Genomic DNA, 13,679 nt, shown 5'->3' with positions numbered 1-13,679 from the left:
CGGCGAGTCGTGCGCCGCCGACGGCCGGCGCGGCGGACGCCGACTGCGCGGGCAGGGCGAGCGTGGCGGCCGCACCGAGACCGAGACCGAGCGCGGTACGACGGCTGACCTGCTGGTGGGGCTGCGGGGCGGAGGGGGTAGTGCCGGGCATCAGCCGACCGTACCGGCCGAAGCTGAGGCAAAGGTAAGAGGGGTCGGGGGCCGGAGGGTCAGGCCTTCGCGCGCGGCTGCGTCATCCCCGGCAGGAAGTCGATGAACAGTTCGTGCACCTCCAGGACCAGCGGCCGCAGCACCCGGAACCGGGCCAGCGCCACGCCCCGTGTGGTCAGCCGGGCCCCGCGCTCGGCGAGCCGCCGGCTGCGTTCGCGTTCCGGTGAGGAGTCGAAGACCCAGTACAGGACGAGCCCCATCTGGGAGAGCCACATCAATTCCGGGAGGATCTGCGCAAGTTCCGCCGGAACCTTGGCCTTGGACCCGGCGAGCACTTCCCGGTGCACGGAGATCGCGGCCTCCCGCGCATGCTCGGACTCGGGGGAGAAGGGGCTGAGCGGCGAGTCCGGATCGGCCGCGTTCTTGAAGAACTGCGCCGCGAACTCGTGGTACGGCTCCGCGATCTCCAGCCACACCCGCAGCACTCCCGCGAGCCGCGCCTGAAGATCGGTCTCTGCGTCGAGGACGGGCCGGACCGCCGCCTGGTGCTCGGCGGCGATCCGGTCGTAGAACCCCTGGATGAGGTGTTCCTTGCCCGCGAAGTAGTAGTAGGCGTTGCCGACGGAGACCCCGGCCTCCTGGGCGATGGCCCGCATCGTCGTCTTGTCGTAGCCCCGCTCCCGGAACAGCCGCATCGCGGTCTCCAGGATCAGCGCCCGCGTCTGCTCGCTCTTCGCGCCCTTGCCCCCGGTCTCCCCGGCCTTCTGTGCTGCCACGGTCCCTGAGCCTAATCGCCCACGCGGCAGCCGCTGTCACAGGCGTCGGAACCGGCCGCGGCAGTCGCCTGCCCGGACGGCTGATGGAACCAGCCGTCCTTCGGGTCGTACGACCATCCGTCCTCGCGCCGGTAGGCCCCGCCCCCGGTCTGCCGCCGCTGCCACATCGCCTCCCGGTACTTCGCGGCGCCCAGCACCACCTGCTTGGCGACCTTCATGCCGGCGGGCGTGGCCATGCGGTGCGCCGTGGCCCGGTGCTCGCGCAGCGCCCACATGCACACGACCCAGGCGGCGGGCCCGCGGTAGAGCTGCCCGCCGTCCCCGATGACGGTGATGTCGCTGAGCGTCCGCGCGTGGTCGACGGCCGGGAAGCGCCGCCGGGCCTCGCCGGAGCCGGCGGGCACGAACTCCAGCGGCACCAGCTGCCGCTGCCTGGCGAGCCAGCCGCGCGCGAAGGTGCACAGCGGGCACTCGGCGTCGTACAGCACGGTGAGCCGGCGGACCGGGACGTCCCCCCGGGCGTCCCGGTCCACAGCCTCCCCCGTGCTCCCCGTGCTGCCCACCGCTGTCACGCCCGGGTCGCCGGAGCGGCCCACCCCTGCGGCGGGACCGGCGGCCGCTGCTCACGCTCCATGGCGCCGCGCCGCCGGATCTTGTTGAGGACGAAGACGTTGCCCAGGTGCATCACGCCGAGCACCAGCAGCACCACGCCGAGCTTGGTGGAGAGGGCCTCGAAGACCTGGCGGGCGGTTCCGATGGTCTCGTCGCCGCTCAGGTAGAGGGCGACGAACCCGAGGTTGACCAGGTAGAAGCCGACCACCAGAAGGTGGTTGACGGCGTCGGCCACCTTCTCGTTCCCCTGCAGCACGTCGGAGAGGAAGACCCTTCCGTTACGGCTCAGGGTGCGCGCCACCCAGATGGTCAGCCCGAGGCTGACGACGAGGTAGACGACGTAAGCGACAACTGTGAGGTCCATGCCCCACCCCTCCTTGAACGCGTTCAAAAACGCTGACGGGAAGGAATGTAGACCTGTTTTTGAACACGTTCAAGCGAGAGGTGCCGTACGTGACGGGGGTCTCAGGGAGGGGTGAGCGGAATGCTCAACTCCGCGCCAGCTCCGGGCGCTTGAGGTAGTCGGTGAACCCGAGGACGTTGCCCCACGGGTCGGCGATCTCGACGACGTACCCGGTGGAGGTGGAGAAGGGCGGGTCGAGCGGGGTGATGCCGGCGGCGCTCAGGGAGCGGGCCACGGCGCGGGCGTCGGGCACCTCCAGCCACAGCCGCGCCGCGGGCCAGGACGGCGGCCGGTGGCCGAACCCGTCCTCGGTGCGCAGCAGTAGCCCCGGTGTCTCCTTGCCGACGCCGAGCAGGGCGATCCCGGCCTCGTCGAGACGGAACTTCACGGGGAGCCCGACCCGCTCGTAGAAGGCGACGGCCTCGGGCAGGTCGCCGACGGGCAGCAGGGTGTTGTCGAAGCCGAGGATCTCCAGCGCGTTCGCCTCAAGTGACATACCGTCAGATTAGCCATGGATCGGGCAATTCCATCGTCATGCGCGTCAGCGGCGAATCCGTGGCGCCCCGGTCACCGCGGTCATCAGGCAGTACAGGGACGTGGAGGCGGCGAGGAACATGATGTTGTTCTTGGTGCCGCCGAAAGCGATGTTGGCGACCGGCTCGGGGGTCAGCAGCCGCCCGAGCAGGGTGCCGTCCGGGTCGTAGCAGTGCACGCCGCCGGCCATCGCCGCCGCCCACAACCGCCCGGCGTCGTCGAAGCGGATGTTGTCGAACCGCCCGAGGCCCTCCTTCATCTCGGCGAACACCTTGCCGTCGGACAGGGTCCCGTCGTCACGCACGTCGAAGACGCGGAGCACGCCGCCGCGCGTGTCGGAGACGTACAACTGGCTCTCGTCGAGCGAGAAGACGAGCCCGTTCGGCGCTCCGAACCCGTCGGCGACCAGCCGTACCTCGCCGCTGTCGGGGTCGATCCGGTAGACGTTGTTGGCGCCGATCTCCGATTCGGCGCGGAAGCCCTCGTAGTCGCTGGTGATCCCGAAGTCCGGGTCGGAGAACCAGATCGACCCGTCCGAGCGCACCACCGCGTCGTTCGGGCTGTTGAGCCGCTTGCCCTGCCAGCGGTCGGCGAGCACCGTGGTCGTCCCGTCGTGCTCGGTGCGCGTCACGCGCCGGTTGCCCTGCTCGCAGCTGATGAGCCGGCCCTCGCGGTCCAGGGTGTTGCAGTTCGCGTACCCGGAGGACGCGCGGAAGACACTGACGGCGCCGCTCTGTTCGTCCCAGCGCAGCAGCCGGTCGTTCGGGATGTCGCTCCAGATGAGCTGGCGCCAGGCGGGGAGGTAGACGGGTCCTTCGACCCAGCGGCCGCCGCTGTGCAGGACCTGGAAGAAGTGGTCGCCGTTGGCGCACCGGCCGGTGCGGAAACGCTCGTCCAGGATCTCGTACGAGACGGGGACTGTCTGGGTGGACACGATGAGCCTCCGAAAGCTCTGAACCGAATTTTGTTCTGCCGGGACCGACTATGGCAGAACCAGATATGGTTGCGCCATGGAGATCGTGAATGAGATTGACCGGAAGTTGATCGCGGCGCTGCAGCGTGACGCGACGACGGCCTACGCGGCACTCGGCAAGGAAGTGGGCCTCTCGGCGGGCGCGACGCACGAGCGCGTACGCAAGCTGCGCGAGCGGGGCGTCATCCGGCGCACCACCGTGGACGTGGACCCGGCGGCGCTGGGCCGGGGTGTCCTCGCGTTCGTGATGGTCGAGTCGTCGGCCTGGATGGGCGAGTCGCGGGACGCCTTCGCGGCGATCCCCGAACTCGTGGAGGCCCACGTCATCGCCGGCAGCGCCTCGCTCCTGGTGAAGGTGCGCACGGCCACCACCGAGCAACTCCAGGACGTGCTGCGGCGCTTGTACACCATCGACGGAGTCAGCGGGACGCAGGCGACGGTGGTCCTGGAGACGTTCTTCGAGCGGCCCGTCGCGGTGGCCGCCGACTGATTGTCAGTGGTGCCTCGTACCGTTCCTCGGCATGGGAATGGTGACGTTCGTCGACGAGACGACATCAGGGGGCAGGGCCGCGTCCTTCGGCCTGGAGATCGCCGAGGAGCGGCTCACGGTAAGGGAGTTGATCCGCCGGCGGGTCTTCCAGGAGGTCGCGGAGTTCCACGCGCACTCCGCGGCCCAGGTGTTCCAGGGCCTGGTCCAGCCCGAGGACACGGAGCGCGTGCTGAACGGGTACGCGCTGCGCACACCGCGGCGGATAGACCCGCAGACACAGACCGCGCGCGCCCTGGCCGCGTTCGCGGGGAACGGGTTCCTGGTGCTCGTCGGCGACCGCCAGGTGACCGACGTGGACGAGGAGATCGAGCTCGCGCTCGGCGTCGAGGTGACGTTCCTGAAGCTCGTGCCGCTGGTGGGTGGCTGATGACCGCGACCCCGGCGCAGTACGCGCACCAGGCCGAGCAGTGCCTCGGCCTGATCGAGCGGGCGCAGATCGAGCCCCTGGTCCCCGAGCTGCTGGCGCTCGGCGTGCTGACGGACGACCAGTGGGCGCACCTCGGCCGCAAGATCGTGGACGCGCTGCGCGACGCGGACGAGCAGTACTCCGCGGCCCTGAGGCGCACGCTGGCCCTCCGCTACGAAGCAGCCGGCACGCAGATGGCCGCGCGGCGCAGCATCGTGGCCCTGCTGTACGCCCTGACGTACGGCCGCACCACGGTGCCCGAGCAGTCGCGTGACGAGCGCCGCGTTCTGCTGCGCATCGCCGCGGACCAGGACACGCACCGCGACCACGCCCAGCTGGTCCGGCTCGCCGAGCTCGAAGAAGCCGACGGCCGGGAGGTGCCCGGCGCGTTCGTCGCGGTCGTGCGCCGCACGGCTCTGGACCGGTACCACCACGACAGACCGCTCGGAGAGCTGGTGAAACGACTGACCGAGCCCGTGGTGAACCCGGGAGAGGCCTGGTCCGACCTGGCCCTGGCCGACGTGGCGGAACACGGTTCGAAGTGGCGGGAGTTGCTGGCCCACGCGGGCACCGCGACCGCGGCCCGCCCCTCCGCCAAGTGGGACAAGGCGGCGCGCGCCCTGATCGAGCCGCTCGGCGCGGAAGCGGTGCGCGAGCGGCTGACGGGCTGGCTGCGGCGCGTGGGCCGGCCGCGCACCCACCCGCTCCTGCACCGCCGCTGGGGCACCGACCCGAACCTGACGTTCGACCCGTGCAATGCGGACGCCCTGCGCGGCATCGCCTGGTGCCTCGCCCTGCTGCCCGCCCACCCGGACACGGCCCGCACCCTCGGGGCGCTCGTCGAGACCGCGCTCAAGAAGGTGTCCGGCCTCGGACCGGTCAACCCCAAGGTGGCCAACGCGGGGGTCACCGCACTGGCCCGCATCGACGGCGAGACCGCCCTCGCCGAGCTGGCCCGCCTGACCACCCGCGTCACCTACAAGGCCACCGCCAAGCTGCTCGACGCGGCCCTGGACACCCGTGCCACCGCCCTCGGCCTCACCCGCGAGGAGATCGAGGAACTGGCCGTGCCCGCCTACGGGCTGACCGAGGTCGGCCGCCGGGAGGAACGGCTCGGTGACTGCACGGCCTCCCTGGAGGTCCGCGGCACCAAGGCCGCCCTGTGCTGGCGCGGCGCGAACGGGAAGACCGTCAAGAGCGTGCCCGCGGCCGTGCGCCGCGACCACCCCGACGAGCTCAAGGAGCTCAAGGCCGCCGTCAAGGACATCGACAAGATGCTCAGCGCCCAGTCCGAGCGCCTGGACCGGCAGTTCCTCGCCCGGCGCGGCTGGGCCTTCACCGCCTGGCGCGAGCGCTACCTCGACCACCCGCTCGTCGGCACCCTCGCCCGCCGCCTCCTGTGGATCGTGGACGGCACCCCGGTCGGGTTCGCGGACGGCGCGCTGCGCACCCTCACCGACGACCCGGTCGTGTCGGGGACCGACGTGACCCTGTGGCATCCCGTCGACCGGGAGCCCGCCGAGGTCGTCGCCTGGCGCGACTGGCTGGAGCGGCACGCGATCACCCAGCCGTTCAAGCAGGCCCACCGCGAGGTGTACCTGCTCACCGACGCCGAGCGCGCCACGGGCACGTACTCGAACCGGTTCGCGGCGCACATCGTCCGCCAGCACCAGCTCCACTCCCTGGCCGCGGTCCGCGGCTGGCGCAACAAACTGCGGCTGTGCGTCGACGACGAGGCGCCGCCCGCGACGCGCGAACTGCCGCAGTGGGGCCTGCGCGCCGAGTACTGGATCGAGGGGGAGGGCGAGGAGTACGGCGTCGACACCACCGAGTCGGGCAGCTACCTGCGGCTGCGCACCGACCAGGTCCGCTTCTACCCGATCGACGCCCCGCAGAACGCGGCGCACTGCTACGGCGGCGAGTACCGCATGTGGCTGCGTGACGGCGCCGCACCGGTCGAGCCGCTGCCGCTGGCGCAGATCCCGCCGCTCGTCCTGTCCGAGGTCCTGCGCGACGTCGACCTGTTCGTGGGCGTCGCCAGCGTGGGCAACGACCCGACGTGGCAGGACGGCGGCCCCGGCGGCCGGTTCCGGGAGTACTGGACGTCGTACGGCTTCGGCGAGTTGAACCAGAGCGCACAGACCCGCCGGGCCTTGCTGGAGCGCCTGGTCCCGCGGCTCGCGATCGCCGACCGCTGCACTCTGGAGGGTCGCTTCCTGCACGTCAGGGGCGACCTGCGCACGTACAAGATCCATCTGGGGTCGGGGAACATCCTGATGACGCCGAACGACCAGTACCTGTGCATCGTCCCGAAGCCGGGCGGCGGCGCCTCCGCGCAGGCCGGTTACCTGCCCTTCGAGGGCGACCGGACGCTGGCCGTCGTGCTCAGCAAGGCGCTGATGCTCGCGGACGACACGTCGGTCACGGACCCGACGATCGTCAGCCAGATACGCCGCTGAACGCCCGTGGGCCCCGCTCCCCTTGAGGAGCGGGGCCCACGGGGCCGTGCGACGAGGAAGTCCTAGTAGCGACGCGTGATCAGCGCGCGCTTCACTTCCTGGATCGCCTTGGTGACCTCGATGCCACGCGGGCAGGCGTCCGTGCAGTTGAAGGTGGTGCGGCAACGCCACACACCGTCACGGTCGTTGAGGATCTCCAGGCGCTGCTCCCCGGCCTCGTCACGCGAGTCGAAGATGAAGCGGTGGGCGTTCACGATGGCGGCCGGACCGAAGTACTGGCCGTCGTTCCAGAACACCGGGCAGGACGACGTGCACGCGGCGCACAGGATGCACTTGGTGGTGTCGTCGAACCGCTCGCGGTCCTCGGCGGACTGCAGGCGCTCCCGCGTCGGCTCGTTGCCCGTCGTGACGAGGAACGGCATGACGTCGCGGTACGCCTGGAAGAACGGCTCCATGTCGACCACGAGGTCCTTCAGCACGGTGAGGCCCTTGATGGCCTCGACCGTGATCGGCTTCTCGGGGTTGATGTCCTTGATGAGCGTCTTGCAGGCAAGGCGGTTCTTGCCGTTGATGCGCATCGCGTCGGAGCCGCAGATGCCGTGCGCGCAGGAGCGACGGAACGTCAGCGAACCGTCCAGCTCCCACTTGATCTTGTGGAGGGCGTCGAGGACGCGCTCCTTCGGGTCGATGTCGAGCTTGAAGTCGACCCAGTTCGACTCCTCGGAGACCTCCGGGTTGAACCGGCGGATCCGGAAGGTGACCGTGATGAGGTGCGAGCCGTTGTCCGCCTCGAGCGCCTCGAGCTTGTCCATGGTCGGAGTAGCCATCAGTACTTACGCTCCATCGGCTGGTAGCGGGTCTGGACGACCGGCTTGTAGTCCAGACGGATGGACTCGGAGCCGTCGTCGCCGACCTCGCGGTACGCCATGGTGTGGCGCATGAAGTTGACGTCGTCGCGGTTCGGGAAGTCCTCGCGGTAGTGACCGCCGCGCGACTCCTTGCGGGCCAGCGCGGAGGTCGCCATGACCTCGGCCAGGTCGAGCAGGTTGCCCAGCTCGATGGCTTCCAGCAGGTCCGTGTTGAACCGCTTGCCCTTGTCCTGGATCGCCACGTTCCGGTAGCGCTCGCGCAGTTCGGCGATCTTCTCGACAGCCGTCTTGATCGTCTGCTCGGTGCGGAACACCATCACGTTGGCGTCCATGCACTCCTGCAGCTCGTTGCGGATGACCGAGACGCGCTCGGTGCCCGTGGAGTTGCGCAGGTGCTCGACCAGCTCCTCGACGAGCGACGCCGGGTTCTCCGGGAGCTCGACGAAGTCGGTCGTGTGGGAGTACTCGGCGGCCGCGACACCGGCGCGCTTGCCGAACACGTTGATGTCGAGCAGCGAGTTCGTGCCGAGGCGGTTGGCGCCGTGCACGGAGACGCAGGCGACCTCGCCGGCGGCGTACAGACCGGGAACGACGGTGGTGTTGTCCGCGAGGACCTCACCCTCGACGTTGGTCGGGATGCCGCCCATGGCGTAGTGCGCGGTCGGCTGGATCGGGATCGGGTCCGTGTAGGGCTCGATGCCGAGGTACGTCCGCGCGAACTCGGTGATGTCCGGGAGCTTGGCGTCCAGCTGCTCCGGCGGCAGGTGCGTGAGGTCGAGGTAGACGTGGTCGCCCTCGGGACCGCAGCCGCGGCCCTCACGGATCTCCGTGTAGATGGAGCGGGACACGACGTCACGGGACGCGAGGTCCTTCATGACCGGCGCGTACTTCTCCATGAAGCGCTCGCCGTCCTTGTTGCGCAGGATGCCGCCCTCACCGCGGGCGCCCTCCGTCAGGAGGATGCCCATGCGCCAGATGCCGGTCGGGTGGAACTGGAAGAACTCCATGTCCTCCAGCGGGATCCCGCGCCGGTAGCAGGCGGCCTGGCCGTCGCCGGTCAGGGTGTGCGCGTTCGACGTCACCTTGAAGAACTTGCCGGTGCCGCCGGAGGCGTAGATGACCGCCTTGGCCTGGAAGATGTGGATCTCGCCGGTGGCCAGCTCGTACGCGACGACGCCCGCCGACTTCTTGACGCCGTCTTCCTCGACGATCAGCTGGTCCAGGACGTAGAACTCGTTGAAGAACTCCACGCCCTCCTTCACGCAGTTCTGGTACAGCGTCTGAAGGATCATGTGGCCGGTGCGGTCCGCGGCGTAGCAGGACCGGCGCACCGGCGCCTCGCCGTGGTTACGGCTGTGACCGCCGAAGCGGCGCTGGTCGATGGTGCCGTCCGGGGTGCGGTTGAACGGCAGGCCCATCTTCTCCAGGTCGAGGACCGAGTCGATGGCCTCCTTCGCCAGGATCTCGGCGGCGTCCTGGTCGACCAGGTAGTCGCCGCCCTTGATCGTGTCGAAGGTGTGCCACTCCCAGTTGTCCTCCTCCACGTTGGCCAGCGCGGCGGCCATGCCGCCCTGCGCGGCGCCCGTGTGGGAGCGGGTGGGGTAGAGCTTGGTCAGCACGGCGGTGCGGCTGCGCTTGGTCGACTCGATGGCCGCGCGCATGCCCGCGCCACCGGCGCCGACGATGACGGTCTCGTACTTGTGAATCTTCACGGGTTCGCTCGCCTCGGCTTTAACGGATGTTCGGGTCGAAGGTGAAGATCACCAGCGTGCCCAGCAGGACGGTGAAGACCGTCGCGGCGTACAGCAGGCCCTTCAGCCACAGGCGGGTGTTGGGGCGCTCTGCGTAGTCGTTGATGACCGTGCGCAGGCCGTTGGCGCCGTGCAGCATCGCGAGCCACAGCATCAGCAGGTCCCAGCCCTGCCAGAACGGGGACGCCCAGCGGCCCGCGACGAACGCGAAGCCGATCTTGGAGACGCCGCCGTCGAGGACGAGCTGGATCAGCAGGTGGCCGAGGACGAGAACGACCAGGACGACCCCGGACAGACGCATGAAGAGCCATGCGGCCATCTCGAAGTTGCCGCGGCTGCTCCTGCCGGTCTTCGAGGTGCGCTTGCGCGGCGCCTCGATGTACGGGGCCGGGTTGTCGACGTCGTAGCGCGGGGCGCTCTCGACGGGCCCGACGCCGGACGGAGCGGGGGTGGTGTCAGCGGACATGTCTGGCCTCAGCTCCCGAAGAGTTCACGGACGGCGTGGCCGAGGACGGGGTACAGGGCCCCCACCATCAGGACGACCCAGATGCCCACGACGGTCCAGAGCATCTGCTTCTGGTAGCGCGGGCCCTTCGACCAGAAGTCGACGGCGATGACACGCAGGCCGTTGAGCGCGTGGAAGAGGATGGCGGCGACGAGGCCGTACTCCAGCAGCGCGACGATCGGCGTCTTGTAGGTGGAGACAACATCGTCGTACGACTCGGGGGAGACGCGGACGAGAGCGGTGTCCAGGACGTGCACGAACAGGAAGAAGAAAATGAGGACACCGGTGACTCGATGAGCCACCCACGACCACATGCCTTCCCGGCCGCGGTACAGCGTTCCAGCCGGCACGGAAGAACCCTCCGGGAGCGGGGACTAGGGGCCGGCCGGCTTCGGTGTCGGACGAGCCCGGCCGGGTACGGTCCACCGGCCGCTCGTCATCGTATCGACGAGTTGTCGGCTCGTTCGCCCGGGGGCCTCTGGTGTGATCAAACAGGCAATCAAACAGGCACGTACGGGCTATTGGCGACGCTTTCCCGTCGTGCTGCGTCCGGGGTCTCGCCCCGGCCGGGCGGAAGATTGCGGACAAGACGGGTGATGCGGCCCCGGGCGAGTCGACGCAGCTCCTCCGCCGCGCGCACGCGCTCCTCCTCCGCGTCCGTGCCGAAGCTCTCGCGCAGCCCCGCGAGCAGGTGGTCCAGCGCCTCACCGGGGGCGATGTCGTCCAGGCAGATCACGAAGGCGTGCCCGAAGCGGTGCTCGTAGGCGTGGTGCGCGGCGGCCAGCGCGGTGCCCGCGGCCGAGTAGGCGGTGGCGCCCGGCAGGCTCGGCAGCTCCTCGTGGGCCAGCGCCTCGCTGAGGTCGTCGGGCGTGAGGTCGTACGCCGCCTCGTCGGCGGCGGCGAGCAGCGCGTCCAGGTCCGGGTACGGGCGGTGCGCGGCGAGCCGGTGCGCCCAGGCGAGGCTGGCGCAGCAGGGGAGGAGCGCGGCCTCGGCGGCGTCCCGCGGCAGCGCGTTGAAGCGGGTGAGCTCCCCGTGCGGTGTGGCCTGGGCCGGTATGGGCAGACGGCCGGGAACGTGAGGGGGGCGGTGCGCGGCCAGCGGGTGCCTCCGGCGGGAACTGGTGGGTCGTGCGTGCAGGGTGTTGGTGGCGTAACGCTAGCGATGGGTGATTGCGGGTGTCCGACGGATGCGCGAATTTCACCCGGACGGGAGAGTTTGGCGGCGCGCGGTGGACATTGACGCCTTTGTGCCGCCGCGGTCCTGTTTCGTGGGCGGGTGCCGACTCGTTGAGGCTGGTCGCGCCCCCGCGGCGGAGCCGCTCAATGACACGTCCCGCGTCCCTTCGGGGCGCCCGGCTGATCGAGGTGTGTGTGGAGAAGCAGCGCAAGGCCCTGCTCGTCGGGGCGGGGGTGGTGGCCGCGGGAGCCGTGGCGATCACCGCGGTGATGTGGCCCGACGGGGACGGGAGCTCCTCCGGGGTGGCGCCGTCCGACGGGAAGACCGGGCGGACGGTGTCGTCCACGCCCTCGCCGAGCAGGTCGTATCCGCTGTCGTCGCCGCCGCGCACGATCCCCGCCGTACGTCACTTCACGGCCGCCCGGGGCCCCGGCTGGAAGCCGGACGGCGGCCGGGTCGTCGTCCGGGACGCGGGCCTGGCCGACGAGGGGCGGCTGGTCGCCGACGAGTTGGGCCTCACGTACGGGGGCGAGCACGCCGAGGCCGGGGCCGGGGACGTCGAGCTGGCGCTCGGCGGGGCGAGCGGCGCGGGAGCCGAGTCGTACCGGATGACCGTGGGCGAGGGCCGGGTGCGGATCGTCGGGCCGAGCGACACCGGCGTGTTCTACGGGACCCGGACCCTCAAGCAGGAGGTGCACGGCGGGGCGAGCGCGCCCGAGGGGGTCGTCGAGGACGAGCCCGCCAAGCCGCAGCGCGGGTTCATGATGGACATCGCGCGCAAGCACTTCACGGCCGGCTGGATCAAGGACCGCATCCGGGAGATCGGGGACCTCAAGTACAACCAGCTGGGGCTGCACTTCTCCGACGACCAGGCGTTCCGGATCGAGTCCGACACGCATCCGGAGGTCGTCTCGGCGGACCACCTGTCGAAGGCGCAGGTCCGCGAGATCCTGTCGCTGGCCGCCGAGCGGCACGTCACCGTCGTCCCGGAGATCGACTCGCCCGGACACCTCGGCGCCGTCATCAAGGCGCACCCCGACCTCCAGCTGCGCGATGCGAGCGGGGTGGCCGCGCGCGGCGCCGTCGACATCTCCAAGCCGGGGTCGGCGCGGATCGTGGACGATCTGCTGAAGGAGTACGCGGGCCTGTTCAAGGGCGCGTACTGGCATCTGGGCGGCGACGAGTACCGGGCGCTGACGGTGAAGGACCCGGCGGCCTCCTACCCGCAGCTCGCCTCCGCCGCGCGGCAGAAGTACGGGGCGAACGCGGGCGTGCAGGACCTCGCGCAGGGCTGGCTCAACGACCGGGTCAAGGCGATGGCGCCCTTCGACCGGAACCTGAAGGCGTGGAACGACGGCTTCTACACGGGCGGCGTCGTCGAGGCCGACAAGAGCCTGGAGGTCGCGTACTGGACGGGCAAGGAGATCGGGGCGCGCGAACCCGTCTCGTACCTGAGCGCCGGACGGAAGCTGACCAACTACAACGACGAGTACCTGTACTACGTCCTCGGCCAGCCCAACACCTTCGTCTACCCGACCGGGCAGCGCATCTACGAGAGCTGGACGCCGCTCGTCGTGCGCGGTACGAGCCCCGTGCCCGCCAAGTACGACGACCAGATCCTCGGCGGCACCTTCGCCGTCTGGTGCGACCTCGCGCAGTCCCAGAGCCAGGCGCAGGTCGCCCGGGGCGTGCGGATGCCGCTACGGGCGACCGTGCAGAAGCTGTGGGACCCGGGGAAGCCGGAGCTGACGTGGGCGCAGTTCGTCGAGCTGGCGGACCGGCTGGGCGGCTGACGGCACCTGCGCTGACTTTGCGTTTTTGGTGGCGAAGTCCCTTACCCCTGTGGTCTATTCGGCCACAGAGCCGCTGAGAACAGCACAGAACACCGGGACGGGGGACACGGTATGGGCTACTGGGGCTATTACGTGGTGGCCAGAAGTGGCAGTCCGCTGAAGGAGCTCGAGGCGCTGGGCGCCGTGCGGGACGAGCTGACGCTCCTTGAGGAGCGCGACGGGGGCTGGCAGGTGTGGGAGTGCCCCGGCGGGGGCGAGGAGCAGCCGCGCGACGTCGGGAGCATGAACTCCCTTGCCGCGGAGACCGGTTCACCCGCGCTGTTCGCCTACGTCATGGACAGCCGCTGCGCCGTCGTCGAGGCGGCGGCGCCGCAGAGCGGGGCCTGGACGACCTGTCTGGGGCGCACCGCGATGACCGGGTACATCGGCGGGGACGAGCGTTCCCTGGAGGACTACTTCCTGCCGCCGCGGGACGCGGCGGAGCGGGGCGTCGCGTGGGCCGCGGAGGGCGGCAGCACGGTCGGGGACCAGCCGCTGTACGACGTGCTGCGCGCCGAGGCGGAACCGTCGGCGGAGGAACTGTTCTTCCGGCTCCTCGACCGGCTCGGCGTCAGCTCGCGCTGACCCGAGCCGGCACCGCGGCGACTCGGGGAGCCCGTCGGGGCTCGGTGTCAGGCCGCGGCGGCCCCGAGCCAGCGCCGCAGCGCCTCGGTGAGCCCGT

15 protein-coding genes are annotated in these 13,679 nt (G+C 70.5%); 5 read left to right on the top strand and 10 right to left on the bottom strand.

All coding sequences use genetic code 11. From position 1 onward, the window contains the following. Positions 1-209: 209 nt before the first annotated feature. The 5 genes from G3I40_RS07800 to G3I40_RS07780 all read right to left on the bottom strand — a co-directional run bounded on the left by G3I40_RS07800 (position 210) and on the right by G3I40_RS07780 (position 3,409). Positions 210-926, bottom strand: coding sequence for a TetR family transcriptional regulator (locus tag G3I40_RS07800; RefSeq protein ID WP_164301423.1), 717 nt, complete (start codon positions 924-926; stop codon positions 210-212). An 11-nt stretch (positions 927-937) separates the two neighbouring features. Further along, the gene (locus G3I40_RS07795; RefSeq protein ID WP_343244852.1) at positions 938-1,459 is read right to left on the bottom strand and encodes a DCC1-like thiol-disulfide oxidoreductase family protein; all 522 of its coding nucleotides are present in this window, start codon (positions 1,457-1,459) and stop codon (positions 938-940) included. A gap of 35 nt (positions 1,460-1,494) precedes the next feature. Further along, entirely contained in the window at positions 1,495-1,902 is a 408-nt protein-coding gene (locus tag G3I40_RS07790; protein ID WP_164301421.1) for a hypothetical protein, read from the bottom strand. Between the two features lie 124 nt (positions 1,903-2,026). Continuing rightward, positions 2,027-2,437, bottom strand: coding sequence for a VOC family protein (locus G3I40_RS07785; protein ID WP_164301420.1), 411 nt, complete (start codon positions 2,435-2,437; stop codon positions 2,027-2,029). Between the two features lie 45 nt (positions 2,438-2,482). Beyond that, positions 2,483-3,409 carry an SMP-30/gluconolactonase/LRE family protein gene (locus tag G3I40_RS07780; protein WP_164301419.1) on the bottom strand — a complete coding sequence of 309 codons (927 nt, stop codon included), beginning with the start codon at positions 3,407-3,409 and terminating at the stop codon, positions 2,483-2,485. A gap of 85 nt (positions 3,410-3,494) precedes the next feature. On the opposite strand from G3I40_RS07780, the gene G3I40_RS07775 reads away from it, so the two are divergent. Genes G3I40_RS07775 through G3I40_RS07765 form a run of 3 tightly spaced genes read left to right on the top strand, consistent with a single transcriptional unit; the run spans position 3,495 to position 6,863 of the window. Next, positions 3,495-3,938: an Lrp/AsnC family transcriptional regulator gene (locus G3I40_RS07775; RefSeq protein WP_164301426.1), complete on the top strand. Its 444-nt coding sequence runs from the start codon at positions 3,495-3,497 to the stop codon at positions 3,936-3,938. Positions 3,939-3,969: 31 nt separating this feature from the next. After that, positions 3,970-4,365, top strand: a complete 396-nt coding sequence (locus tag G3I40_RS07770) for a hypothetical protein (protein ID WP_164301418.1) — start codon at positions 3,970-3,972, stop codon at positions 4,363-4,365. After that, entirely contained in the window at positions 4,365-6,863 is a 2,499-nt protein-coding gene (locus G3I40_RS07765; RefSeq protein ID WP_239091596.1) for a DUF4132 domain-containing protein, read from the top strand. The genes G3I40_RS07770 and G3I40_RS07765 overlap by 1 nt, the downstream gene beginning before the upstream one ends. A 62-nt stretch (positions 6,864-6,925) precedes the next feature. Here the strand turns inward: G3I40_RS07765 and G3I40_RS07760 are convergent, their stop codons facing one another. The 5 genes from G3I40_RS07760 to G3I40_RS07740 form a co-directional block, all read right to left on the bottom strand. Further along, positions 6,926-7,690 (bottom strand): succinate dehydrogenase iron-sulfur subunit, encoded by a 765-nt coding sequence (locus tag G3I40_RS07760; RefSeq protein WP_164301417.1) that lies wholly within the window; start codon positions 7,688-7,690, stop codon positions 6,926-6,928. Then, positions 7,690-9,444 carry a succinate dehydrogenase flavoprotein subunit gene (gene sdhA, locus G3I40_RS07755; RefSeq protein WP_164301416.1) on the bottom strand — a complete coding sequence of 585 codons (1,755 nt, stop codon included), beginning with the start codon at positions 9,442-9,444 and terminating at the stop codon, positions 7,690-7,692. The genes G3I40_RS07760 and sdhA overlap by 1 nt, the downstream gene beginning before the upstream one ends. A gap of 19 nt (positions 9,445-9,463) precedes the next feature. Then, entirely contained in the window at positions 9,464-9,949 is a 486-nt protein-coding gene (locus G3I40_RS07750; RefSeq protein WP_164301415.1) for a succinate dehydrogenase hydrophobic membrane anchor subunit, read from the bottom strand. Positions 9,950-9,957: 8 nt separating this feature from the next. Then, positions 9,958-10,338, bottom strand: a complete 381-nt coding sequence (gene sdhC, locus G3I40_RS07745) for a succinate dehydrogenase, cytochrome b556 subunit (RefSeq protein WP_100594758.1) — start codon at positions 10,336-10,338, stop codon at positions 9,958-9,960. Positions 10,339-10,487: 149 nt separating this feature from the next. Further along, a complete protein-coding gene (locus G3I40_RS07740) occupies positions 10,488-11,051 on the bottom strand; it encodes a 2-oxo-4-hydroxy-4-carboxy-5-ureidoimidazoline decarboxylase (protein WP_164301425.1) in 564 nt (187 codons plus the stop codon). Between the two features lie 260 nt (positions 11,052-11,311). Here G3I40_RS07740 and G3I40_RS07735 point away from each other — a divergent pair, with 260 nt between their 5' ends. Both G3I40_RS07735 and G3I40_RS07730 read left to right on the top strand, forming a co-directional pair. Next, positions 11,312-12,958, top strand: coding sequence for a glycoside hydrolase family 20 protein (locus tag G3I40_RS07735; protein ID WP_203643626.1), 1,647 nt, complete (start codon positions 11,312-11,314; stop codon positions 12,956-12,958). Positions 12,959-13,069: 111 nt separating this feature from the next. Further along, entirely contained in the window at positions 13,070-13,582 is a 513-nt protein-coding gene (locus G3I40_RS07730; protein WP_164301414.1) for a hypothetical protein, read from the top strand. The last annotated feature ends 97 nt before the right edge of the window (positions 13,583-13,679 follow it).

The organism is Streptomyces sp. SID14478 (assembly GCF_010548525.1).
Lineage (GTDB): Bacteria > Actinomycetota > Actinomycetes > Streptomycetales > Streptomycetaceae > Streptomyces.
This window is presented reverse-complemented; position numbering and strand designations above follow the sequence as displayed.

Coding starts and splice junctions, on each gene's coding strand:
- G3I40_RS07790 (WP_164301421.1), bottom strand. CDS start 1,902: ATGGACCTCACAGTTGTCGCTTACGTCGTCTACCTCGTCGTCAGCCTC.
- G3I40_RS07785 (WP_164301420.1), bottom strand. CDS start 2,437: ATGTCACTTGAGGCGAACGCGCTGGAGATCCTCGGCTTCGACAACACC.
- G3I40_RS07770 (WP_164301418.1), top strand. CDS start 3,970: ATGGGAATGGTGACGTTCGTCGACGAGACGACATCAGGGGGCAGGGCC.
- G3I40_RS07765 (WP_239091596.1), top strand. CDS start 4,365: ATGACCGCGACCCCGGCGCAGTACGCGCACCAGGCCGAGCAGTGCCTC.
- G3I40_RS07760 (WP_164301417.1), bottom strand. CDS start 7,690: ATGGCTACTCCGACCATGGACAAGCTCGAGGCGCTCGAGGCGGACAAC.
- G3I40_RS07750 (WP_164301415.1), bottom strand. CDS start 9,949: ATGTCCGCTGACACCACCCCCGCTCCGTCCGGCGTCGGGCCCGTCGAG.
- G3I40_RS07735 (WP_203643626.1), top strand. CDS start 11,312: ATGACACGTCCCGCGTCCCTTCGGGGCGCCCGGCTGATCGAGGTGTGT.
- G3I40_RS07730 (WP_164301414.1), top strand. CDS start 13,070: ATGGGCTACTGGGGCTATTACGTGGTGGCCAGAAGTGGCAGTCCGCTG.